Annotated in this window: 21 protein-coding genes, 2 tRNA genes and 1 CRISPR repeat array; of the genes, 8 read left to right on the top strand and 15 right to left on the bottom strand. The window is 29.7% G+C overall.

Going from position 1 to position 22,910, the window contains the following annotated elements; all coding sequences use genetic code 11:
* Positions 1-96: 96 nt before the first annotated feature.
* Complete coding sequence (pruA, locus tag MKD41_RS10330; protein WP_240242215.1) at positions 97-1,818, top strand: L-glutamate gamma-semialdehyde dehydrogenase; 1,722 nt, start codon at positions 97-99, stop codon at positions 1,816-1,818.
* Between the two features lie 118 nt (positions 1,819-1,936).
* Here the strand turns inward: pruA and MKD41_RS10325 are convergent, their stop codons facing one another.
* Together MKD41_RS10325 and rsmG are read right to left on the bottom strand one after the other, a co-directional pair.
* Positions 1,937-2,116, bottom strand: coding sequence for a hypothetical protein (locus MKD41_RS10325; RefSeq protein WP_240242214.1), 180 nt, complete (start codon positions 2,114-2,116; stop codon positions 1,937-1,939).
* Positions 2,117-2,186: 70 nt separating this feature from the next.
* Positions 2,187-2,813 carry a 16S rRNA (guanine(527)-N(7))-methyltransferase RsmG gene (gene rsmG / locus MKD41_RS10320; protein WP_240242213.1) on the bottom strand — a complete coding sequence of 209 codons (627 nt, stop codon included), beginning with the start codon at positions 2,811-2,813 and terminating at the stop codon, positions 2,187-2,189.
* 153 nt (positions 2,814-2,966) lie between these two features.
* Here rsmG and MKD41_RS10315 point away from each other — a divergent pair, with 153 nt between their 5' ends.
* Positions 2,967-4,067: a fatty acid desaturase family protein gene (locus MKD41_RS10315; protein WP_240242212.1), complete on the top strand. Its 1,101-nt coding sequence runs from the start codon at positions 2,967-2,969 to the stop codon at positions 4,065-4,067.
* A 97-nt stretch (positions 4,068-4,164) separates the two neighbouring features.
* On the top strand, positions 4,165-5,352 hold the full coding sequence (locus tag MKD41_RS10310) for a pyridoxal phosphate-dependent aminotransferase (RefSeq protein ID WP_240242211.1): 1,188 nt from the start codon (positions 4,165-4,167) through the stop codon (positions 5,350-5,352).
* Positions 5,353-5,645: 293 nt separating this feature from the next.
* Here MKD41_RS10310 and MKD41_RS10305 read toward each other — a convergent pair whose 3' ends face one another.
* Entirely contained in the window at positions 5,646-6,392 is a 747-nt protein-coding gene (locus MKD41_RS10305; protein ID WP_240242210.1) for a DUF2490 domain-containing protein, read from the bottom strand.
* 113 nt (positions 6,393-6,505) lie between these two features.
* Between MKD41_RS10305 and MKD41_RS10300 the strand changes: the two genes are divergently transcribed.
* The 3 genes from MKD41_RS10300 (at position 6,506) to MKD41_RS10290 (ending at position 9,854) form a co-directional block, all read left to right on the top strand.
* Positions 6,506-6,706, top strand: coding sequence for a dodecin family protein (locus MKD41_RS10300; RefSeq protein ID WP_240242209.1), 201 nt, complete (start codon positions 6,506-6,508; stop codon positions 6,704-6,706).
* 107 nt (positions 6,707-6,813) lie between these two features.
* On the top strand, positions 6,814-8,859 hold the full coding sequence (locus tag MKD41_RS10295) for a thioredoxin domain-containing protein (RefSeq protein ID WP_240242208.1): 2,046 nt from the start codon (positions 6,814-6,816) through the stop codon (positions 8,857-8,859).
* Positions 8,860-9,047: 188 nt separating this feature from the next.
* Positions 9,048-9,854: a mechanosensitive ion channel family protein gene (locus tag MKD41_RS10290; RefSeq protein ID WP_240242207.1), complete on the top strand. Its 807-nt coding sequence runs from the start codon at positions 9,048-9,050 to the stop codon at positions 9,852-9,854.
* Positions 9,855-9,886: 32 nt separating this feature from the next.
* Here the strand turns inward: MKD41_RS10290 and tsaB are convergent, their stop codons facing one another.
* From tsaB to cyoE, 10 genes are all read right to left on the bottom strand, one after another.
* Positions 9,887-10,561 (bottom strand): tRNA (adenosine(37)-N6)-threonylcarbamoyltransferase complex dimerization subunit type 1 TsaB, encoded by a 675-nt coding sequence (gene tsaB, locus MKD41_RS10285; RefSeq protein ID WP_240242206.1) that lies wholly within the window; start codon positions 10,559-10,561, stop codon positions 9,887-9,889.
* A 201-nt stretch (positions 10,562-10,762) separates the two neighbouring features.
* Positions 10,763-12,130, bottom strand: coding sequence for a TolC family protein (locus tag MKD41_RS10280; RefSeq protein ID WP_240242205.1), 1,368 nt, complete (start codon positions 12,128-12,130; stop codon positions 10,763-10,765).
* Between the two features lie 151 nt (positions 12,131-12,281).
* Positions 12,282-12,500: a hypothetical protein gene (locus MKD41_RS10275; protein WP_240242204.1), complete on the bottom strand. Its 219-nt coding sequence runs from the start codon at positions 12,498-12,500 to the stop codon at positions 12,282-12,284.
* Between the two features lie 25 nt (positions 12,501-12,525).
* Positions 12,526-13,041 (bottom strand): DUF420 domain-containing protein, encoded by a 516-nt coding sequence (locus MKD41_RS10270; protein WP_240242203.1) that lies wholly within the window; start codon positions 13,039-13,041, stop codon positions 12,526-12,528.
* Positions 13,041-13,667, bottom strand: a complete 627-nt coding sequence (locus MKD41_RS10265) for an SCO family protein (protein ID WP_240242202.1) — start codon at positions 13,665-13,667, stop codon at positions 13,041-13,043. The genes MKD41_RS10270 and MKD41_RS10265 overlap by 1 nt, the downstream gene beginning before the upstream one ends.
* A gap of 93 nt (positions 13,668-13,760) precedes the next feature.
* Positions 13,761-14,408, bottom strand: coding sequence for a hypothetical protein (locus MKD41_RS10260; protein ID WP_240242201.1), 648 nt, complete (start codon positions 14,406-14,408; stop codon positions 13,761-13,763).
* 73 nt (positions 14,409-14,481) lie between these two features.
* Positions 14,482-14,838: a cytochrome C oxidase subunit IV family protein gene (locus MKD41_RS10255; protein ID WP_240242200.1), complete on the bottom strand. Its 357-nt coding sequence runs from the start codon at positions 14,836-14,838 to the stop codon at positions 14,482-14,484.
* 19 nt (positions 14,839-14,857) lie between these two features.
* Positions 14,858-15,838, bottom strand: a complete 981-nt coding sequence (locus tag MKD41_RS10250; RefSeq protein WP_240242199.1) for a cytochrome c oxidase subunit 3 — start codon at positions 15,836-15,838, stop codon at positions 14,858-14,860.
* Between the two features lie 58 nt (positions 15,839-15,896).
* A complete protein-coding gene (locus MKD41_RS10245) occupies positions 15,897-16,478 on the bottom strand; it encodes a cytochrome c oxidase subunit 3 (RefSeq protein WP_240242198.1) in 582 nt (193 codons plus the stop codon).
* A 12-nt stretch (positions 16,479-16,490) separates the two neighbouring features.
* Positions 16,491-17,363, bottom strand: coding sequence for a heme o synthase (cyoE, locus tag MKD41_RS10240; RefSeq protein ID WP_240242197.1), 873 nt, complete (start codon positions 17,361-17,363; stop codon positions 16,491-16,493).
* A gap of 214 nt (positions 17,364-17,577) precedes the next feature.
* On the opposite strand from cyoE, the gene MKD41_RS10235 reads away from it, so the two are divergent.
* A tRNA-Gly gene (locus MKD41_RS10235) sits at positions 17,578-17,649 on the top strand.
* A gap of 22 nt (positions 17,650-17,671) precedes the next feature.
* Positions 17,672-17,757, top strand: a tRNA-Leu gene (locus tag MKD41_RS10230).
* A 136-nt stretch (positions 17,758-17,893) separates the two neighbouring features.
* A CRISPR array of direct repeats spans positions 17,894-21,499; the repeat unit is 46 nt; unit sequence GTTGTGAATTGCTTTCAGATTTGTATTTTTACTTAGCATTCGCAGG.
* Positions 21,500-21,607: 108 nt separating this feature from the next.
* Here MKD41_RS10230 and cas2 read toward each other — a convergent pair.
* Together cas2 and cas1 are read right to left on the bottom strand one after the other, a co-directional pair.
* The gene (gene cas2, locus MKD41_RS10225) at positions 21,608-21,949 is read right to left on the bottom strand and encodes a CRISPR-associated endonuclease Cas2 (protein ID WP_240242196.1); all 342 of its coding nucleotides are present in this window, start codon (positions 21,947-21,949) and stop codon (positions 21,608-21,610) included.
* A 33-nt stretch (positions 21,950-21,982) separates the two neighbouring features.
* Entirely contained in the window at positions 21,983-22,879 is an 897-nt protein-coding gene (cas1, locus tag MKD41_RS10220) for a type II CRISPR-associated endonuclease Cas1 (RefSeq protein ID WP_240242195.1), read from the bottom strand.
* Positions 22,880-22,910: the final 31 nt, after the last annotated feature.

Genomic DNA, 22,910 nt, shown 5'->3' with positions numbered 1-22,910 from the left:
TTGAATAATCAGTATTAGTTTCAAAAATAATAAATGAATACTATTTTGTAACTTTGTAGGCAAATTTAAAGTAAAAATTTATAAAATAATATTAATATGGCTTCAGGATTTTATAATGTACCAAAGGCGGTAAATGAACCAGTTAAAAATTATGCTCCAGGTTCTGTAGAGCGTAGACTTTTATTGGAAACTTACCGAAAAATGTATAACCAAAAAGTGGATATTCCATTTTATATTGGAGGAAAAGAATTTAGAACTGGTAATACGGTAGATATTCATCCACCACATGACCATAAACATTGTGTTGGACACTATCATACTGCAGATAAAGAGCATATTGAGTTGGCTGTTAAAAAAGCTGCTGAAGCACGTGTAAAATGGGCAGCTACAAGTTGGGAGCACAGAGCTGCAATTTTCTTAAAAGCAGCAGATTTATTAGCAGGACCTTTTCGTTATAAAATGAATGCAGCAACAATGATTGCGCAATCTAAAAATGTGTATCAGGCAGAAATAGATTCAGCTTGTGAATTAATCGATTTTTTACGTTTTAACGTAGAATTTATGACTGAGATTTACAGTAATCAACCAGTATCTTCACCAGGTGTTTGGAACAGAATGGAATACCGTCCGTTAGAAGGTTTTGTATATGCTATTACACCATTTAATTTTACAGCAATTGCAGGAAATTTACCTGCAGCTCCAGCACTTATGGGGAATGTAGTTATTTGGAAACCTGCACGTTCTCAAGTATATTCTGCACAAGTAATTATGGAATTATTTAAAGCGGCTGGTTTACCTGATGGTGTTATAAATATGGTTACAGGTAATTCTGGAACAATTACAGACGTATTGTTAAACAGTCCAGACTTTTCTGGAGTGCACTTTACAGGATCTACACCAGTATTTAATAGTTTTTGGGAAACAATAGGTAAAAATATGAATACCTACAAAACATACCCAAGAATTGTAGGTGAAACAGGAGGAAAAGATTTTATTTGGGCACACCCAAGTTCAAATGCTCAAGAAGTAGCTACGGCCATTTCTAGAGGTGCTTTTGAATATCAAGGACAAAAATGTTCTGCAGCTTCAAGGGCTTATTTGCCAAAAAGTTTATGGCCAGAAATTAAAGAAGCTGTAATAAAAGATGTAAAATCTTTTAAAATGGGAACTCCAGAAGATACTACAAACTTTATAAATGCTGTGATTGATGATAGAGCGTTCAAAAAATTATCTAGCTATATAGATCAAGCAAAAGCAGATGCTGATGCCGAAATTATTATTGGTGGAGGTTATGATGATAGTATTGGTTATTTTATTGAGCCAACTGTAATTGTTACTACAAATCCACAGTACAAAACAATGAGTACTGAATTATTTGGCCCAATTATTACCATTTATATTTATGAAGATGAAAAATGGGAAGAAATTTTAGATATTGTAGATAAAACAAGCGAATTTGCCTTAACAGGAGCTATTTTTAGTGGAGATAGATATGTAATTGACATTGCTACTAATAAATTAGAAAATGCTGCGGGTAACTTTTATATAAATGATAAACCAACAGGAGCTGTTGTTGGACAACAACCTTTTGGAGGTGCTAGAGGTTCTGGAACTAATGATAAAGCTGGTTCTGTATGGAATTTATTACGTTGGGTAAGCAACCGTACAATTAAAGAAACTTTTGTGTCGCCAACAGATTATAGATATCCGTTTTTAGGGGAAACTACAATTGAAACTGTTGAAAAAGAGGTTGAAAGTGCAGTTGAAAAATTAAAAGAATTTGGTAAAGATTTATCAGATAGATTTAAGAAAAAATAAATTCAATATTATTGAATAATTAGGCTGTCTAAAAAGTGAAATTTTCGTCAAACCAAACTTGTTTCAGGTTAACGAATTTATAGACTTTTTAGACAGTCTTTTTTATTTTGAAAGTAAACTAAACTGCTTCAAAATCCTCAGCTCCATCTAAAAGGCCAATTAATTCTTGTGGATTGTGAATTATGGTTGGCATATGTTGTGGGCAGATATAAAATTCACTTTCTTGATAATAAAACTTTGTTACCGGTATTTCTGTAGCAGTTTTTTTACAAACTAAACATGCTTTAACTTGACTCATATCTATTATAATTTTAATTTAAGACAAAAATATCTTTTATTTTAATTATAAATTATAACAAATGTCATATTTAACGTTTCTTCAACGGAATATGCACTACTTTTTTAGTTTCAAAAAATTCATCATCAAAATAGTCGGTTAAATTATAGAGTGTTGCATTTGAAAAATTTGCCAATTCGTCAGTTAAATCACCACCTTTTAAATATAAAATTCCATTTTTAAGTTGGTGTTGCTGTTTTTTAGCAATTTTTTTACGGGTCCATTTTACAAAATCGTCCATTTTAGTAACAGCTCTGCTAACAATAAAGTCGAATTCTCCTTTTACATTTTCAGCTCTAATTTGTTCAGCTTTTACATTTTTTAATTTTAGAGCAGTTGCAACTTCATTTACAACTTTTATTTTTTTTCCTATAGAATCAACTAAATAAAAGTCGGTTTCAGGAAATAAAATAGCCAAAGGAATTCCAGGAAAACCACCACCTGTGCCAACATCTAAGACCTTAGATTCAGGATTAAAAGCTTGTACTTTGGCTATACCTAACGAGTGTAGTACATGTTTAGTGTATAATTCATCAATATCTTTTCTAGAGATAACATTAATTTGTGCATTCCAAAATTTGTACAACTCTTCTAATTTGTAAAATTGTTCTTTTTGGGTTTCAGTAATATCGGTAAAATAGTTCAAAAGTGTCTTCATAAATAATTGTGTAAAAAAATACGGTGTAAAATTACTATTTCAAAAATTAAATTAACATCTTTTCAAAAATTGTTATATTTTTCCCAAAAATTAATTTAAATACCTAAAATGGTGTAATTTTGGCATATACGTTTTAGTATAGATAAAAAAAGTATGAATAATAATAAAACAATAAGCTTTTCTCGTAATGATAAAGCTAAATTTTTTAGAACTCTTAATAAAAGGGTGAATTCTTATTTCAAAGAAAATAAAATTAAACGAACCGGAAATTGGAAATTATATACGAAAGCAATTATTATGTTTTCAGTTTTTTTAGTGCCATTAGTACTAATTTTAACAGTGCAAATGCCACAATGGGCATTACTTTTATTAACTGTTGTTATAGGAGTTGGTATGGCAGGTGTAGGTATGAATGTAATGCACGACAGTAATCACGAATCTTTTTCGAGTAAAAAGTGGGTGAATAAATTAATGGGAAGCAGTATGTATATTTTGGCAGGTAATGTTTATAATTGGAAAGTACAACACAATGTATTGCACCATTCATTTACAAACATTCAAGGCCATGATGAAGATATAGATGCAGGTAGAATTATTCGTTTCTCTAAACATTCAAAATGGTTTAGAGTGCATAAATTTCAAAAGTACTATTCCATATTTTTATATGGTTTATTAACTATTAATTGGGCCATTACTACAGATTTTAAACAAATGCGCAGTTATTTAAAGCGTAAACTTTCTTATGGAGAATTTCCAAATCCAGCTAAAGAATGGACTATTTTAATAGTTACTAAAATAATCTATTATTTACTTTGGATAGTATTACCATTAACTGTTTTAGATATAGCTTGGTGGAAAGTATTAATTGGATTTTTTGTAATGCATTATACAGCAGGAATGATATTAAGTGTTGTTTTTCAGTTAGCACATGTTGTTCCAAATACTAAAATGCCATTGCCAGATAAAGAAGGTAATTTAGAGCATACCTGGGCAATCCATCAATTATATACCACTTCTAATTTTGCACCAAAAAACAACTTTATTTCTTGGTATACAGGAGGATTAAATCATCAAGTAGAACATCATATTTTTCCGCATATTTCACATATTCATTATGGTAAAATTGCTAAAATTGTAAAAGAAACGGCAACTGAATTTAATTTGCCTTACAATGAATATAAAACCATGCGAAAAGCATTCGTAGAACATTTTAACCAATTAAAAACATTAGGGATTAAACCAGCACATGCTTAAATAATTTTTTATGAAACGGGCTAGCTAAAAGTTTTGTATAAAATAAAGATTAAAAACAGACAGTAAGTCACCGTTAAAAAACCATAATTACAAACACATGAAAGATCAATTATCAAACAGAATTAACAGTTTACCAGTATCGGCAACTTTAGCAATGGCAGCAAAAGCAAGAGAATTAAAAGCTGCAGGAAAAGATATTATTAGTTTAAGTTTAGGAGAGCCAGATTTTAATACTCCTGAATTTATTAAAGAAGCAGCAATACAAGCTATAAATGATAATTACAACTCTTATAGTCCTGTTGATGGATATGCAGATTTAAAAGAATCTATCATCAATAAATTTAAACGTGATAATGGTTTAGACTATAAACCTAGTCAAATTGTGGTTTCAACAGGAGCTAAACAATCTATTGCAAATGCATTACAAGTTTTGTTAAACCCTGGAGATGAAGTGTTATTACCTGCACCATATTGGGTAAGCTATTCTGCATTGGCAATTTTTTCTGAAGCAACATATAAAGAAATTCCTTCATCTGTAGACACAGATTTTAAAATTACGCCAGAGCAATTAGAAGCAGCAATTACGCCTAAAACTAAATTGATTTTATTTAATTCACCAAATAACCCAAGTGGTTCTATTTATAGTGAAGCCGAATATAGAGCTTTAGCAGCTGTTTTAGAAAAATATCCAAACATCTATATTCTTTCAGATGAAATTTACGAGCATATAAACTATGGTGAACCAATGTTTAGTTTTGCAGCAATTGAAAGTATGTACGATAGAACAATTACTGTAAATGGTGTAGCAAAAGCTTTTGCAATGACTGGTTGGAGAATTGGATATATTGGTGCTCCAGAATGGATTGCACGTGCTTGTAATAAATTGCAAGGGCAAATTACTTCAGGAGCTAACTGTATTGCGCAAAGAGCCACAATTGCAGCCTTAGATGCACCTGTTTCTAAAATTCAATATATGGTTGATGAATTTCATAAACGTAGAGATATGATGTTGGATTTATTAGGTAAAATTGAAGGGTTTAAATTGAATACACCGGGTGGAGCTTTTTATATTTTCCCAGATGTTTCTGCATTTTTTGGAAAAGAAATAAAAGGTCATAAAATTGAAAATGCAACAGATTTTTCTTTATTTTTATTAGAAGAAGCTAATATTGCTACCGTAACTGGAGAAGCTTTTGGAGCGCCAGATTGTATAAGAATTTCTTATGCTGCATCTGAAGAAAACTTAAGAGAAGCTGTTTCTAGAGTTGAAAAAGCATTGGCTTAATACAACTCTTGTTTTATATAAAAAAAAGCTGTTTAAAAAGTAACAAACTCGTCTGTTGAATTTAGTTTTAGTATCTTATCACATTAATAAATAATTATTGTGAAGGCTTGAACTAAATTCGGGTTGACGTAAGTTTAACTTTTTAAACAGTTTTTTTATTTCTATTTTAATTGCTATCTCAATAACAGCCATTAAATTACTAACATTATTCTATAATTTTTAAGAATGTAAAGATGTGTTGTAATTTAGCGTTATTTTCCTGTGGAAATATGATGTGTTTATCTGTACTGATTTTAAGTTCTTTTTGTTAAATCAAAATTGTAACTTAAATTAAGATGTAAAATATTGTTTGAAATATAAAGCGCAGCATTTTTTTTGAAATAATACCTGCCATAACCCATCCAAATTGTTGAGTTTGGTAAAAGTTTATAGCCTATTAAAGCAGCAAAATTATTTTGATCAAAATCAGGTTCATTTATTCCACCACCAGCAAAACGAATTCTAATTTCATTAGATAATTTTCCTAAAATATATTTTTCATTCTTTAATTTAAATAAATTAGTTGTAGCCTGAACTCTATATCTAAAACGATTAACATATTTAGAACCATCTATTATATTAGGAGTAACGCTAGTATTAATTACATCAATTACGCGTTCTTCAAATCTAAATCTGTTACTAATTTTAAAAATTTCAAGCTTAGAATTTACCACTAAATCTTGAAAAAAACGGCTTTCATCTTTTTTAATAGAAGCATGTGAAACACCGTTTGTAAAGTAGGTATAATGCATATATCCAACACCAAAACTTACATTTTTTGTCAGTTGGTAATTAATACTTGGTGAAAGTAAAAAAGCTTGCGTGTTTTTTAAAAAGTTAACCCTACGTTGTTGCGTTACATTAGTAATGTAAAATTTTTCAGAAACTTTAACTTTATTTGTTAATGTAAACCAAGAGCCATTATCTTTTAATATTTCTGTTTGAGCATTTGTATAATTAATGGTAATTAAAAGTAGAATTGTTGAAATAATATATTTCATGGGTAAATTTTTAAACGTACAAATTTACTATTTATAACAGGATAAAAAATGACGATTGTTAGTTTTAAGTATATTTTGTATATTTAAGTATTATTAATTTAAAACAAAAAATTATGGCAGTAATGAAAGTTATTGAAGTAATGGCAAGTTCTAACAAAAGTTGGGAAGATGCTACTAAAAATGCAATATCGCATGCTTCAAAAAGTGTAAAGCATATTAAATCTGCTTTTGTGCAATCACAAAGTGTAGTGGTTGACGGTAATGAAGTTTCAGAATTTAGAGTAAATGTAAAAATTACTTTTGAAGTAAAATAAATAATTATTTCATCAGTTAAAAAAGAGGTTGTTTAAAAAGTTGAATTTATATACTTTAATTTTTTAAACACCCTCTTCTTTTATTTAAATAAGTCATATTAAAAATTATGAATAACCATAAATTCACCAATAGTTTAATAAATGAAACAAGCCCTTATTTATTGCAACATGCTCACAATCCTGTAGATTGGCATGCTTGGAATAATGAAGCATTGGCATTAGCAAAAAAAGAAAATAAACTATTGTTAATTTCTATAGGTTATTCATCTTGTCACTGGTGTCATGTTATGGAACATGAATGCTTTGAAGATGAGGGAGTTGCAGCGGTTATGAACCAAAATTTTATAAACATAAAAGTAGATAGAGAAGAACGTCCAGACGTTGATCAAGTATATATGAATGCAATTCAATTAATGACTGGAAGAGGGGGTTGGCCATTAAATTGTATTGCATTGCCAGACGGAAGACCAATTTGGGGTGGTACTTATGTACCAAAAGGAAATTGGATACAAGTTTTAAATCAATTAAGTTCTATGTTTATAGAAAAACCAGAAGAGGTAATCGACTATGCGGTAAAACTTACTGAAGGTATAAAAAACACAGATTTAATTTCTTTAAACACCAATAAAAAAGAATTTACGGTTTCAGAATTAGAAAATGTTGTTGATGAATGGAAACAGCATATGGATTTTGATTTAGGCGGTAGAAAAGGAGCTCCAAAATTTCCAATGCCCAACAATTATCTTTTTTTATTACGTTACGCTTTTCAAGCTAATAATAAAGAACTATTAGATTATGTAAATACATCATTAACTAATATGGCATATGGTGGTATTTACGATCAAATTGGTGGAGGTTTTTCAAGATATTCGGTAGATAAAAAATGGCATGTGCCTCATTTTGAAAAAATGTTGTACGACAATGGGCAGTTGGTGAGCTTATATTCAGAAGCTTATTTAGCTACTAAAAATAAATTATACAAAAATATAGTATATGAGACCTTGCAATTTATTGAAAATGAATTAACTAGTAATGAAGGGGCTTTCTATTCTTCATTAGATGCAGATAGTATAAATTTAAAGGGAAAATTAGAAGAAGGTGCCTTTTATGTTTGGACTAAAAATGAGTTAAAAGCAATTTTAAAGGGTGATTTTCAATTGTTTTCAGAATATTATAATGTAAATTATTATGGTTTTTGGGAACATGATAATTATGTGTTAATTAGAAAAAATAGTGATGAAGAAATTGCAAAAAATAATGCAATAGCTATTTTAGAATTAGAAACAAAAGTTGCTTCTTGGAAAAAACTACTATTAAAAGAACGTTCAAAAAAAGAACGACCTCGATTAGATGATAAAGCCTTAACTTCTTGGAATGCGCTTATGCTAAAAGGTTATATAGATGCTTATAAAGTATTTAATGAGCCTCATTTTTTAGAAGTTGCAATAAATAATGCACGTTTTATTTATACAAAGCAAATACAAGAAGACGGAAGTTTAAATCACAGTTATAAAAATGGAAAGAGTATCATAAACGGATTTTTAGAAGATTATGGAGCTGTAATTGAGGCGTATATTTCTTTATTTGAAGTTACCTCAAATGAATTTTGGTTAAATGTAGCAAAACAATTAACCGATTATAGTTTAGATCATTTTTTCGATGAAAAAAGAAAGATGTTTTACTTTACCTCTAATAAAGATGCCGATTTAATAACTCGTAAAATGGAAATTGAAGACAATGTTATGCCTGCTTCAAACTCTATAATGGCAAATAACTTGTTTAAATTAAGTTTTTATTTTTCTAATAATTATTTTTTTGAAACAAGTAAACAAATGCTTCAAAATGTAGAAAACAGAATAGTAAGTTATGGGTCTGGATATTCTAATTGGTTACAATTAATGTGTAATTTTTCAGGTGATTTTTATCAAATAGCAGTTTTAGGTAAAGCTTCAAAAAATAACATTTTAGAAATAAATAAAAATTATATACCAAATAAAATAATTGCAGCAAGTACAAAAAAAAGTACAATTCCATTAATGAAAAATAGGTTTGTTGAAACTAAAAATTTAATTTATGTATGTGTTGATGGTACTTGCCAATTGCCAATAGAAAATGTAGAAGAAGCTTTAAATAAGCTGAAAATTAATTTTTAAAAGTTATAATTAAATCAATGAGTTATAATTTTGAAGAAATATTACTTTTCTTTTACTTTGTATAATATTTGTGTGACAATTACAGGTGTTTTTGTGTCATATATAATTAGAAAGATAAAACTGGTTATAGGGTTATTTTTCTTACAAATTTTAGAATTTTTTAATAATAATTAAATATTATAAATATAATGGATTATCAAAAGTATTTAAACTTAGTAATTAACTTTGTAAACAAAAATATAGGCAATGTAATTGTTGCATTATTAATTTTAATAATAGGTTTATGGCTTGTTAAAAAAGTTGTGAAAGTTATTAGAAAAGTTATGGATAAAAGAGGTGTAGACGTTACGCTTCAAAAATTTTTAGGAGATTTAATTGGTTGGACCTTAAAAATATTAATTTTTATAACAGCTATATCTCAAGTTGGAGTTGAAACAACTTCGTTTATTGCAATATTAGGAGCCGCAGGTTTAGCTGTTGGTTTAGCTTTACAAGGTTCTTTAGCTAATTTTGCTGGAGGGGCTTTAATAATGATATTTAAACCTTTTAAAGTTGGAGATTTAATTGAAGCACAAGGTGAAATTGGTGTTGTAAAAGAAATTGAAATTTTTACAACAAAACTTACTGGACTTTCTAATAAACAAATTATCATTCCTAATGGTACTTTATCTAATGGAAATATTGTTAATTACACAGTGCTTGGTACTCGAAGAGTAGATTTTACATTTGGAGTAAGTTATGACGCAGACATTAAACAAACTAAAGAAGTGTTAATGGGAGTTATTAAAAATCATCCAAATGTTTTAAGGGAACCAGCACCATCAGTTAATGTTTCTGAATTAGCAGATAGTTCAGTTAATTTTGCTGTTAGACCTTGGTGTAAATCTGAAGATTATTGGACGGTTTATTTTGATGTTATGGAAGCTGCAAAAATTGCATTAGATAAAGCAGGTATTGAGATTCCTTATCCTCATCAAGTTGAAATTAAGAAATAATAAATTATAGTATTTGTAGTTTACGCAGCTAATTAAACCTTTTTTTTAGCTGTTGTAACTACAAAATCTTTTAAATAAAAAGGTTCAAAATAAGCGACATCTTCGATGTCGTTTTTTTTGTATTTTATATAAGATAGTGCTGACATTTCATTTGCTGAAGGAAACTTATTATCAATAAAATTTGCGTTTTTATGGATAATACTATTTTTACATTTTTCAGCACCATCACCTAAAAAATAAACAGTGTCTTTGCTTAAATAGTCATCAAAAGATGTTTCGTCAATAATTTCAGCTTGTACATCTCTTACATTTTTATTATTAGCGTAAACAGCACTGTAAACTTCCATTCTTCTAGCATCTAAAAGCGGAATTATATATCCTTCGGAAACAGTAATTGATTGTGCTAAAGATTGTAATGTGTTAATTGAAATAAGCGGTATATTTAAAGCAAAACAAAGGCCTTTTGCTGCAGAAACTCCAATACGAAGGCCTGTATAAGAACCTGGGCCTTTACTAACAGCTATTGCATTTAAATCGGACAAAGAGATTTTGGATTCATCTATAACTAATTGAATAAACTCATGAAGTTTTTCGGCGTGTGAATAACCACCGTCGTTTAATTCTTTTAAAGCAATAGTTTTACCATCTTTAGCTAAGCTAACCGAGCAATTTTTTGTTGCTGTTTCAATATTTAAGATATATGCCAAAATTTAGATATTTTAAAGCAAAGATAATTAATGTGCTATAAAACAAAACATCCAACTTAAAAAAGTTTTAATACCGTCATTCTGAACTTGTTTCAGAATCTTATTGCACTGAGTATCAATTATTATGAGAGCCTGAAATAAGTCCAGGTTGACGTAATTTATTCTCTAAAAAGCCTTTTTAATTAGCGATTTATATAAGTTTTAATTTAAAACAATTGGAATGCCTAAATAATATTCTAGTAACTTAGTTCTAAATACAAAATTATATTTTGCATTTGCCATTGAAGATTGTGCATTAACTAATCTGTTTCTAACTTGATCAAAATCAAAAGAAGTCATTACTCCAGCATTATAACTTTCTTGGGCATTTTTAAAAGATTCATTTTGAGCGTATAAACTTTTTTCAGCTGAAATATATTGATTTAAAGCAGCTTTAGCATCGGCGTAAGCTTGCTCAATGGTTTCTCTTAATTTAATTTGCTTATCTAATAATGCTAATTCGGCTCTTTGCTGATTAATTTCGGCTTTTGCTACAGCAGTTTTTGTTTGAAACCTATTAAAGATTGGAATACTTAAAGAAAAGCCAGCGTTAAATCCTAGATTATCTTCAAGTTGCTGGCCAAAACCATTAGGAACATAAACAACGTTGTTATTTTCATCTAAAATAGCACGTACATCTTTAGAGCCTTGGTTGTGTTGGTATGATGTTCCTACTCCGGCCCCAAAAGAAAGTGAAGGTAAAAAACCTGCTTTAGCTCTATCAACAGATAATTCTGAGTTTTCTACTGCAATTTCTGCACTTTTAATTTCAGGTAAACTTGTTAATGCAGTATTAAAAATAGCATCTGTATCATTATAAATTAATGAAGCAGAATCAATATTTAGAGTTACACTTTCAATATCAAACCCTTTGTGAGAAACTTGTAATAATTGTGCTAAATTTAAAAGTGCTAAATCTAAAGTATTTTGAGCAGATGTTAGTTGTTGTTCGTTAGAAGCTAAAGTTGCTTCAGCTTCTAATAAATTAGCTCTTGGTACTTCTCCAGCATCTACCAAAGCTTTTGTTTGTTCTACTTGGCTTTTGCTTATTAAAATTTGTTCTTCAGCAATTACAATACTTTCTTTATTTAATAGTACGTTTAAGTAAGAATTTACTACAAATAACATAATACTATTTTTATTTTCTTCTAAATCAAAACCAGCTGCTTCTAGATTTTTTTGCGTTTGTAATAAGTTTATTTTGTTGATATTTCCGTTGTATAATGTTACTCCAGAACTAATTCCAAAACTATTTGAACGGCTATCTCTAGAAACACGACCTCCATAATTATCGATGTAAGATCCGAAGTTAAAATTTTGTGATGCTGAAGCGCTTAATGAAGGTAGAAAACTTCCTTTTGCAGTAACTATATCTTCTTTAATTAGTTCTTTGCTTAACTCTTGCTGTTTTATAGAAATATTATTTTCTACTGCGTAATTAATGCATTCTTGTAAAGTCCATTTTTTATCTTGTGCATTGGTAGTAAAAAAGAATGCTAGTACTAGAATAGTAATAATTTTAGTTCTCATTTAAAAGCGTTTATTAGTTTTTAGTTTATTGTAATAAATAAAACCGAATAGGAGCATTAATTTAGAACACTTCAATCTAGCGGTTTAGTTAATTCTATTATAAGACGACTAAAATTATTATTTGTTACATATTAAGTTAAATATAGAAGCGTTAAAGTTTAAATTTTCGTCTGTATTTAAAAATAAAAAATAAAAGTACACCAACTAAAAGATAGGGAAAAGCCATTAAATATAGAATACCACTATTTAAGCCTTCTGCTTGAGAGGTATCTCCACCGCTTTCTACAACGGCTTTACACATAGCACACTGTGCATTTGCTTTATTTACAAAAGCTAGAATTAAGAGAAGTATAATGCTTATTTTTTTCATCTAAATAATTGTATTCAACTTTATTTTAATAATATGGGGAAATCATAATATACACTATAACTCCGGTAATAGCAACATATAACCATAAAGGAAATGTAATACGAGCTATTTTTTTATGAAGTTCTATGTTGTTGGTAATTGCTCTAACATAAGTTATAAGAACAAAAGGTATTACGGCAATAGAAAGCAGAATGTGTGAGAATAAAATAACAAAATAAATTGTTTTTATAGCTCCTTCACCGCCAAATTTAGTAGATTCTGAAGTCATATGATAAGCAACATACATTGCTAAAAAAAGCACAGAGCAAGTAATAGCAGTTTTCATTAATTTTTCATGCAATTTTATTTTTTTATTTTTTACTGCCCATACAGCTACAATTAAAAGTAAAGCTGTAAATGCGTTTATACTAGCATAAATTGGTGGTAAAAAAATAGGTAATTCAGCATCGATTTTAACACCAAATAAAATTGCTACAACTACAGGAATTGCAATTGATAAAATTACAATCCATTTATTATATTTTTTAATTTCTGTACTCATTATTCTTTTAATAAAATTGCGATATCTTCTTTTAACATTTGAATGTTTTTGGCATCTAATCCATCGTAAAAAGCAATGGGATTTCCATATTCATCTAATCTAGAACGAATAGTTCCTTGCTTGTCTACTAAAGCAAACATTCCAGAATGTTCAAAACCGCCTTCGGCTTCACTATTTTCACCTGCATACAAGGCAATTCCTTTATTTGCAAGGTTGTAGATGGTTTCTTTATCACCTGTTAAAAAGTTCCAGTTTTTTAAAGTTGCTCCGTGTAATTTCGCATATTCTTTCAAAATTTCTGGAGTATCGTATTCTGGATTTATACTAAAAGAGGCAATTCCAAATTCTGAATTTCCGTAGAATTCGTTTTGAAGTTTTACCATATTTGCATTCATTTTTGGACAAATGGTAGGGCAGGTGGTAAAGAAAAATTCTATTACATATACTTTGTCTTTGTAAAATGCGTCTGAAATTTGTTTTCCATCTTGATTTGTAAATTCATAAGAAGGAACTGTACCAATTGTTACAAGTTCGTGTGTTTTAAATCTGTTTACAATTTTTGGAACAGCGTAAATTCCAAATATTAAAACTATAAAAGCAATTCCTATGTACGAATATTTTTTCATGTGTCTATATTATTGTTTTTTTAAGGTCACCTGTTGTTTGCTATTAGTTATTTTGTTGGGTGATAAACTTTTTAACATGCTCGTTTCATAAGATTAGATTTCTCTTTTTCTTCGTTTTTCTTTTTCAGCAGATTTTTTTAATTGATAGTAGATAATGTCAATATCATCTTTCATCTTATTTTTTAACGTTGCAACAGACTTCATATTATATCCGTATAATTTTCCATCTTTAGTATCCTCATCATCTTTTCTGCCTCTTAAACGCAATTCCATATCTACAATATAGGCGTTTTCAGAATACAATGCTTCATTTAAAGAAAAAGGCGTGTTAAAGCTATTAAATAAGTTGTTAATATCGGTTTTATCGGTATAAATAAAATTCCATTGACTAATGTCTGTAAAAGCTGAAAGTTCTGCAATGGATTCTTTGTATGCTTCTTTAGATTCTTTTGGAATTATTGCAACAATTTGAAAATATGGTTTTTGGTAATAACGTTTGTAAATTGTTTGATTTAAATTGAACATACTGCCTTTTGCAGTATTTAGTTCATTTCCTAAGAAACAAACAACAGTTAATTTGTTATTAAAAGTAACTTCAGCATCTTTAGAAAGTTCGTTTACATTTTGAACGTCTTCTGTTAATATTGGTAAATTTGCGTATTTATAAATTCCTTTTGAAAGAAAGATATAAAATATTAATGGTAAAATAAATAAGCTAAAAAGTACCCAGAATTTTTTCATCGTGTTTTTTACAAAAATAAAAAAAAGGTGGTTAATAAAACCACCTTCTTTAATTTAAAAAAAAATAGCGTTATTAGTAATTCCACTTTACTAGCGGTGCTAAAACATCGTTTAAATAGCTACCTTCAATTAATAATAAAGTTGCTAAATATAATATTAGAAAAACGGCTGTCCAGACAACGGAACGTCTTAAACTCTTTTTTTCTTCTACCATATGCATAAAGTACCAAGTAATATAGTATGCTTTTACTAATGTAAGTACTAAAAAGATAATATTTAAAGGGCTTGTTCCTAAAATTGTAGTTAAATGAAGTGAATCTGGTTTTATAATACCTAAAACAACTTCAATAATTGTTATAAATGAAAGGATGCCAAATACTTTCCAAATTAATTTTGTGTGCGATGTATGTTCTTGAGAGTGTGTTGTCATTTTTAATAATTTTAATGAATTAAACTAGATAGAAAAATGTAAATACAAATACCCAAACTAAATCTACAAAGTGCCAGTATAAACCTACTTTTTCAACCATTTCATAATGTCCTCTACGTTCGTAAGTTCCTATAATTACATTAAAAAAGATAATAATATTAATTAAAACCCCTGTAAATACGTGAAATCCATGAAAACCAGTTATAAAGAAAAAGAAATCGGCAAATATAGTTTTACCGTATTCATTTACTTTTAAATTAGCTCCATTAACTACCATTTTAGCTTCGTTTAAGTAGGCCATTGCATTTTCACGCGGTATAATAGTTTTCTTTTTTGTTTCTGGATTGATAAGTTCAGTTCTTATTGAAATGTCTGGATTTGCATTAAATCCATCTATTACTTCTTTTACTGTAAAAGCTGCTAGTGCAGATTCTTCAACAAACCATAATCCTTTATCTTTTGTATGTTGAACTCTTTCCGAATTTGAAGATTTGGCAAAACTTTCTAAAGAAACTTGATGTCCTGTAGCATCAACAAATTGAACAATTTTACCATCGTTTAATTGTACAGCTCCGTAAGAACCATTGATAAAGTTTTTCCATTCCCAACCTTGAGAACCTAAAAACACTAAACCTCCAATTATTGTAAGAAACATATAAAATGTTACTTTCTTTTTATTCATTTGGTGACCTGCGTCAACGGCTAACACCATTGTTACTGAAGAAAATATTAAAATAAAGGTCATTAATGCCACATAGTACATTGGTGCATGTACTCCGTGTAAAAACGGGAAATGCGTAAATACTTCATCGGCAATTGGCCAAGACTCAATAAATTTAAATCGAATTAAACCATAAGCGGCTAAAAATCCAGAGAATGTAAGTGCATCTGATAAAATAAAGAACCACATCATCATTTTACCATAACTTGTGCCTAATGGTTTGCTAGACCCACCATCCCAAATTTTTCCATTAGTTTTAGTAGCAACAGTTGCTTCCATATAAGTTTTTGTTTTGATTTTTTTAGTTTAGTTGTGCCAAAAATACATTTTTTTTTTATTATCTGATAAAATAGAAAAATAAAAACAGATAAATCCACAGGATATCTACAAAATGCCAGAAAATTGCACCTAGTTCTAGCCCAAGAGTATTTTTAGATGTGTATTTTTTATTGAAGTGGTTAATAGTTACTACTATAAGAACAATAATTCCAGCGGCAACATGTGCAATATGTGCAAGAGAAATACCAATAATGAAAGATGATTTTACAGTACTTTGTTCGCCAGCAAAAACAAATCCAGCATTAAATAGTTGATTAAAACCTTCAAATTGAAAATAGACAAAACCAACTCCTAAAATTAACGTACTTAAAAGAGTTATGGTTGTTAGTTGTCGGTTGTCCTTTTTTATAAAATACTTAGCCAATAAAAATGTAATACTACTTAAAATAATTAAAATAGTACTTGTGTAAAAGGCGTTTGGTAAGTCAAAAGAAACCCAATCGGCTCTTTTTCTACTAACAACATAGGCACTTGTTAAGCCGGCAAACATCATTGTCATGCTAATCATAGAAACCCAAAGCATGGGTTTTGCTGATTTTCTTTTAGCTTGTTTGTATTCTTCGTCTAAAGTTACTTTCATTTTTTAATTTTTTTAGTGTAAAAACTTATCAACTACGTAAATTACTTGAATTAGTGTAATGTATAAAACGCTAGATAACATTAATTGTCGAGCTTCTTTATTAGTTTGATGTTTGTATAATTTAACTCCATAATAAAGCATTAAACTACCTAAGGCAATTAAAATTAAAGCTGTAATTGGGTAAATATAAAAACTTCCAGTTAATTTTAAAACTGGTATTATAGAAACAATAATTAAGCAACAAGTGTAAATTATTATTTGAATAACAGCTTTTTTGTTTTTTTTACCCATTGGCATAAGGTTAAAACCAGCTTTTTTATATTCATCGTATTGTAACCAAGCTATTGCCCAAAAATGTGGAAATTGCCAAAAAAATTGAATTAGAAATAGCATACCTGGCTCTATAGAAAAAGTATTTGTTGCTGCTACCCAACCTAACATAAAAGGGATTGCACCTGGAATAGCGCCTACAAAAACAGCTAAAGGAGTTACTGCTTTTAAAGGTGTATAAATACTTGTGTACAGAAATATTGAGATTGCTCCAAATAAGGCGCTTTTAGGGTTGATACTATATAAAATAGCCAATCCAACAATTGTAAATGAAATAGCGATAACAAGCGCCATAGAAACGTGCATTCTACCTGTTGGCAGAGGTCTGTTTTTAGTACGTTTCATTAAAGCGTCTGTTTCTTTTTCAATAATTTGATTAAAGGCATTTGAAGCTCCTACCATTAAATAGCCTCCAATAGCTAATAAAATAAGTATCGTAATATCAATTTTTTCAACAGCGAGTAAATAACCAGCTATTGAAGAAAATACAACACTAAGCGATAGACCAACTTTTGTTAATTGCTTAAAGTCACTAAAAATGGCAGAGAAATTCATTTTGTTTTTAAAACTTTTAAAGTTAGCTGTATTCTTTTTTGTTTTGAATCTCTGCAAAGATATTTTATTATTGCACATTTACAACCTTAAAATAAGGAGATTAAAAAAATAATTTAAATAAAAATCAAAAAAGTCTTTGTGGTTAATAAAAATGTATTAAATTTGCACTCGCATTTGAGATATTAAGTGCCACGTTCATATAAAAATAATGACTGCGAAAGTAGCTCAGGGGTAGAGCATCACCTTGCCAAGGTGAGGGTCGCGGGTTCAAATCCCGTCTTTCGCTCTACAACATATAAAATACCAATGCTCGAGTGGTGGAATTGGTAGACACGCTGGACTTAAAATCCAGTGGACAGTAATGTCCGTATGGGTTCAAGTCCCATCTCGAGTACTAAAACTCTTGTTAATCTTTTGATTTTCAAGAGTTTTTTGGTTTTTATAAGGTTCAAGTTGTACGGTTTTGTACGGTAAATTTTTTTTTTAATATAGTTTTCTATTTTTTTGAATGCTTTATGTTTCTGTTTTAATGTTGGCTTTGCTTTCAGATTTGTATTTTTACTTAGCATTCGCAGGTCCGTCTACTACCAACGGATGCCATACAGTGTTGTGAATTGCTTTCAGATTTGTATTTTTACTTAGCATTCGCAGGTGGGCGAGGTAATGCTATTATTCTATACTGGTTGTGAATTGCTTTCAGATTTGTATTTTTACTTAGCATTCGCAGGAAGGTCATTCGGTGATAACTCGTAAAAGCTGTTGTGAATTGCTTTCAGATTTGTATTTTTACTTAGCATTCGCAGGCAAGGACTTGAAAATATAAAAGAATGGTGTGTTGTGAATTGCTTTCAGATTTGTATTTTTACTTAGCATTCGCAGGGGTTAATGGGACGTGCTAAATTAAAAGCACGTTGTGAATTGCTTTCAGATTTGTATTTTTACTTAGCATTCGCAGGTTATGCAAAGAATACAATAATAAAATATCAGTTGTGAATTGCTTTCAGATTTGTATTTTTACTTAGCATTCGCAGGATGACGATTATAATGGAAAGGTATTAATTGGTTGTGAATTGCTTTCAGATTTGTATTTTTACTTAGCATTCGCAGGATAATTGGTAAATATTCAGTATAAGCAGTAGTTGTGAATTGCTTTCAGATTTGTATTTTTACTTAGCATTCGCAGGGGAGACTATAATATATTAAATCACTGGGAGGTTGTGAATTGCTTTCAGATTTGTATTTTTACTTAGCATTCGCAGGCTGTTTTAGCGTAGCTTTCTACTTGATTATGTTGTGAATTGCTTTCAGATTTGTATTTTTACTTAGCATTCGCAGGAATAGTGTTTGTACCTCCTGTGCTCGTTGGGTTGTGAATTGCTTTCAGATTTGTATTTTTACTTAGCATTCGCAGGTAGATGGGGTGATGTTAATTTAAGTCTCTAGTTGTGAATTGCTTTCAGATTTGTATTTTTACTTAGCATTCGCAGGAACCTAATGAAAGAGTATTAACAGCGCACGGTTGTGAATTGCTTTCAGATTTGTATTTTTACTTAGCATTCGCAGGTGTTTGCGAAAAGTTAGCAAAAGAATACCGTTGTGAATTGCTTTCAGATTTGTATTTTTACTTAGCATTCGCAGGCAGTCATAATAAATATATTGTCAATCGCTTGTTGTGAATTGCTTTCAGATTTGTATTTTTACTTAGCATTCGCAGGAAGCGCAAGAATTGATAACAGAAGAAGAGGGTTGTGAATTGCTTTCAGATTTGTATTTTTACTTAGCATTCGCAGGCAAACCACATAATTAATCCGTTGTTTCATAGTTGTGAATTGCTTTCAGATTTGTATTTTTACTTAGCATTCGCAGGAAAGTGTGTTAGATATAAGTCAATAACTTGTTGTGAATTGCTTTCAGATTTGTATTTTTACTTAGCATTCGCAGGATATTGGAAAAATGGAAGTGAGATATTATGTTGTGAATTGCTTTCAGATTTGTATTTTTACTTAGCATTCGCAGGTTAAAAAAGGAATGTATAAAAATTGTGCTTGTTGTGAATTGCTTTCAGATTTGTATTTTTACTTAGCATTCGCAGGTTGAATAAGCAAGACTTATCACAGCACAGGGTTGTGAATTGCTTTCAGATTTGTATTTTTACTTAGCATTCGCAGGATATTGGAAAAATGGAAGTGAGATATTATGTTGTGAATTGCTTTCAGATTTGTATTTTTACTTAGCATTCGCAGGTTAAAAAAGGAATGTATAAAAATTGTGCTTGTTGTGAATTGCTTTCAGATTTGTATTTTTACTTAGCATTCGCAGGTTGTAATTTTTAATCTACTAGATGTATTAGTTGTGAATTGCTTTCAGATTTGTATTTTTACTTAGCATTCGCAGGTTTCAAAAACACATCTTTAGAAGAAATAGCGTTGTGAATTGCTTTCAGATTTGTATTTTTACTTAGCATTCGCAGGTTAACATTTGAAAGTGAGCGTCAAAGTTTAGTTGTGAATTGCTTTCAGATTTGTATTTTTACTTAGCATTCGCAGGAATTATATTCCTGATATGGCTTTTGACTTGTTGTGAATTGCTTTCAGATTTGTATTTTTACTTAGCATTCGCAGGTTTAAATATTTGTTTACATTATCATCTTTGTTGTGAATTGCTTTCAGATTTGTATTTTTACTTAGCATTCGCAGGAATCAAATATTGATTGGTATTGAATATGGAGTTGTGAATTGCTTTCAGATTTGTATTTTTACTTAGCATTCGCAGGAAAATGTGTTAAATTTCCTAATTAGAAACTGTTGTGAATTGCTTTCAGATTTGTATTTTTACTTAGCATTCGCAGGTTGAAAGAGAGCAAGATAACAGCTGGTTCTGTTGTGAATTGCTTTCAGATTTGTATTTTTACTTAGCATTCGCAGGACGTTGTTGTAAAAGCGATAGCGATCTGTGTTGTGAATTGCTTTCAGATTTGTATTTTTACTTAGCATTCGCAGGCAACTCATCCATATACAATACTGCTAACTCGTTGTGAATTGCTTTCAGATTTGTATTTTTACTTAGCATTCGCAGGTCTGTTAAAAATAAGAAATATTTCCGTTTTGTTGTGAATTGCTTTCAGATTTGTATTTTTACTTAGCATTCGCAGGTGCTGCTAAAAAGCAAGGAGCAGGATCAGTGTTGTGAATTGCTTTCAGATTTGTATTTTTACTTAGCATTCGCAGGTAGGTATAATAATACAATTAGAAGCCGTAGTTGTGAATTGCTTTCAGATTTGTATTTTTACTTAGCATTCGCAGGTTTCAAATGAGTTAAACAAAGAAACACACCGTTGTGAATTGCTTTCAGATTTGTATTTTTACTTAGCATTCGCAGGTAATGTGTAAATCTGCAATATCAATTACAAGTTGTGAATTGCTTTCAGATTTGTATTTTTACTTAGCATTCGCAGGAAAAGCCTATGTAAAAGCAAATTACTTTATGTTGTGAATTGCTTTCAGATTTGTATTTTTACTTAGCATTCGCAGGATACTACGAATTCTACCTAAATGATTTAAAGTTGTGAATTGCTTTCAGATTTGTATTTTTACTTAGCATTCGCAGGATTTAGTTGAAATGGCAAAACAACCATTTAGTTGTGAATTGCTTTCAGATTTGTATTTTTACTTAGCATTCGCAGGTGTTAACGATACTTTAATAATTAAAACACGGTTGTGAATTGCTTTCAGATTTGTATTTTTACTTAGCATTCGCAGGCCGTATTGCTATAAAATTAAGACGATACGGTTGTGAATTGCTTTCAGATTTGTATTTTTACTTAGCATTCGCAGGAACAAATAAAACTTTCTATAGATAAAACTTGTTGTGAATTGCTTTCAGATTTGTATTTTTACTTAGCATTCGCAGGCAAATTAAAAAAATACTTTGATGAAACACGTTGTGAATTGCTTTCAGATTTGTATTTTTACTTAGCATTCGCAGGAACCTAATGAAAGAGTATTAACAGCGCACGGTTGTGAATTGCTTTCAGATTTGTATTTTTACTTAGCATTCGCAGGTATCTGTTCGCGTATCAAGAGAAATATTCGTTGTGAATTGCTTTCAGATTTGTATTTTTACTTAGCATTCGCAGGGTATTAGACTCTAAAAATCTAATAACCTGCAAGTTAAGTAATCTACTAGAAATTAAAATATATTCCTATTCCACATTAACTTTATTAAACTTAATGCGTTTTTAAATTCTAAAACAATTCTAACTGTTGTGTTGGTTGTTCTATTTCAGTTATTTTTTGAGCTAAAAACAACTCCATCATTCCAAATTGTTTATCGGTAATTTGTAAAATTCCTACTTTTCCTAATTTAGGTAAGTTTCTTTTTACTCTTTTTGTATGTACATCTGCATTTTCTCTACTAGGACAATGCCTCATATAAATGGAAAATTGAAACATTGTAAAACCATCATTTAGTAATTGTTTTCTAAATAATGAAGCAGCTCTGCGCTCCTTTTTTGTTTCCGTAGGTAAATCAAAAAAAACCAATACCCACATAATTCTATATTGGTTGTATCGTGAGAAACGTGTCATAACTAATTATAATTTTTTTGCCCATTATAGTAGTTATTTATATAATGGATATACAATTTTTCTACTTTCTCCTAAAAAACATTTGTATAAGCTATTTGTTGTTCTACTCATTGCGATTGTTAAAGGACTGTTTTTACCATCTATATAAACATCTATAGTTGGAAACCTTAACAATTCCATTTTTAAGGTTGTAGTTAATTCTGTGATATCTGCTTTACGCTGAACTATGTCATTAACTAATACGTCTACATATACTCTATAAGGCTCCATAATATCATCGGCTAAGCAATAGGCGTTGTATTTGTTTTTATGAAAAATACCTACGCTTGGTAACATTCCCGAACTGATCAATGCCCTTGCGGTAATACCTCTTAATATGGCATACCCATAGTTTAATAAATTATTGGGTGCAATACCATCTTGATTTCTTGTGAAATCATTTAGTCCAAAAAAATGTTTCCAATAATAAACAGCAGCTCTACTCTCATGATTTTCGGAATCTCCACTTTTAACATCATTTGCCCATTTGAATAATTTACGAGCTGGAATATTTAGCTCTTCTAAAACATGCCCTTGATTTGTGATTTTAGCATTGATGGTTTGTTGCCATAAATTCTTTTTTAATGGAATACTGGCATTTAATTGATTTCGAAATCGTTCTGCCTGTTCACTATGCCCAACTAAGGGTTGTAATAAGCTAATAGGCATATGAAACTCATTGCAATTTATAATTGCAGCTTTATTATTTATTAATTTAGATAACAAGCCATTAGTAATAGTGATTTGCTGATTCTCTAATACTAACATACCAATATCTTCAATTGGTATTGTTTTTTGTTTTTTTTCTGAATCAGGAAATTTAACAACTAATTGATTGTTTTTGGTGCTTAAATAAGCTGGATTACTAAAAAACAGCGTTCTTTTTATCATCTTGTTCTAATCACAAATTAACTCTAGGCTT

The sequence above is a fragment of the Lutibacter sp. A64 genome, assembly GCF_022429565.1.
In the GTDB taxonomy this organism is placed as follows: Bacteria; Bacteroidota; Bacteroidia; order Flavobacteriales; family Flavobacteriaceae; genus Lutibacter.
This window is presented reverse-complemented; position numbering and strand designations above follow the sequence as displayed.

Excerpts from the sequence above, each read along its gene's own strand:
- pruA (WP_240242215.1), top strand. The coding sequence starts at position 97 with ATGGCTTCAGGATTTTATAATGTACCAAAGGCGGTAAATGAACCAGTT.
- MKD41_RS10325 (WP_240242214.1), bottom strand. The coding sequence starts at position 2,116 with ATGAGTCAAGTTAAAGCATGTTTAGTTTGTAAAAAAACTGCTACAGAA.
- rsmG (WP_240242213.1), bottom strand. The coding sequence starts at position 2,813 with ATGAAGACACTTTTGAACTATTTTACCGATATTACTGAAACCCAAAAA.
- MKD41_RS10315 (WP_240242212.1), top strand. The coding sequence starts at position 2,967 with ATGAATAATAATAAAACAATAAGCTTTTCTCGTAATGATAAAGCTAAA.
- MKD41_RS10310 (WP_240242211.1), top strand. The coding sequence starts at position 4,165 with ATGAAAGATCAATTATCAAACAGAATTAACAGTTTACCAGTATCGGCA.
- MKD41_RS10305 (WP_240242210.1), bottom strand. The coding sequence starts at position 6,392 with ATGAAATATATTATTTCAACAATTCTACTTTTAATTACCATTAATTAT.
- MKD41_RS10300 (WP_240242209.1), top strand. The coding sequence starts at position 6,506 with ATGGCAGTAATGAAAGTTATTGAAGTAATGGCAAGTTCTAACAAAAGT.
- MKD41_RS10295 (WP_240242208.1), top strand. The coding sequence starts at position 6,814 with ATGAATAACCATAAATTCACCAATAGTTTAATAAATGAAACAAGCCCT.
- MKD41_RS10290 (WP_240242207.1), top strand. The coding sequence starts at position 9,048 with ATGGATTATCAAAAGTATTTAAACTTAGTAATTAACTTTGTAAACAAA.
- MKD41_RS10280 (WP_240242205.1), bottom strand. The coding sequence starts at position 12,130 with ATGAGAACTAAAATTATTACTATTCTAGTACTAGCATTCTTTTTTACT.
- MKD41_RS10275 (WP_240242204.1), bottom strand. The coding sequence starts at position 12,500 with ATGAAAAAAATAAGCATTATACTTCTCTTAATTCTAGCTTTTGTAAAT.
- MKD41_RS10270 (WP_240242203.1), bottom strand. The coding sequence starts at position 13,041 with ATGAGTACAGAAATTAAAAAATATAATAAATGGATTGTAATTTTATCA.
- MKD41_RS10265 (WP_240242202.1), bottom strand. The coding sequence starts at position 13,667 with ATGAAAAAATATTCGTACATAGGAATTGCTTTTATAGTTTTAATATTT.
- MKD41_RS10260 (WP_240242201.1), bottom strand. The coding sequence starts at position 14,408 with ATGAAAAAATTCTGGGTACTTTTTAGCTTATTTATTTTACCATTAATA.
- MKD41_RS10255 (WP_240242200.1), bottom strand. The coding sequence starts at position 14,838 with ATGACAACACACTCTCAAGAACATACATCGCACACAAAATTAATTTGG.
- MKD41_RS10250 (WP_240242199.1), bottom strand. The coding sequence starts at position 15,838 with ATGGAAGCAACTGTTGCTACTAAAACTAATGGAAAAATTTGGGATGGT.
- MKD41_RS10245 (WP_240242198.1), bottom strand. The coding sequence starts at position 16,478 with ATGAAAGTAACTTTAGACGAAGAATACAAACAAGCTAAAAGAAAATCA.
- cyoE (WP_240242197.1), bottom strand. The coding sequence starts at position 17,363 with ATGAATTTCTCTGCCATTTTTAGTGACTTTAAGCAATTAACAAAAGTT.
- cas2 (WP_240242196.1), bottom strand. The coding sequence starts at position 21,949 with ATGACACGTTTCTCACGATACAACCAATATAGAATTATGTGGGTATTG.
- cas1 (WP_240242195.1), bottom strand. The coding sequence starts at position 22,879 with ATGATAAAAAGAACGCTGTTTTTTAGTAATCCAGCTTATTTAAGCACC.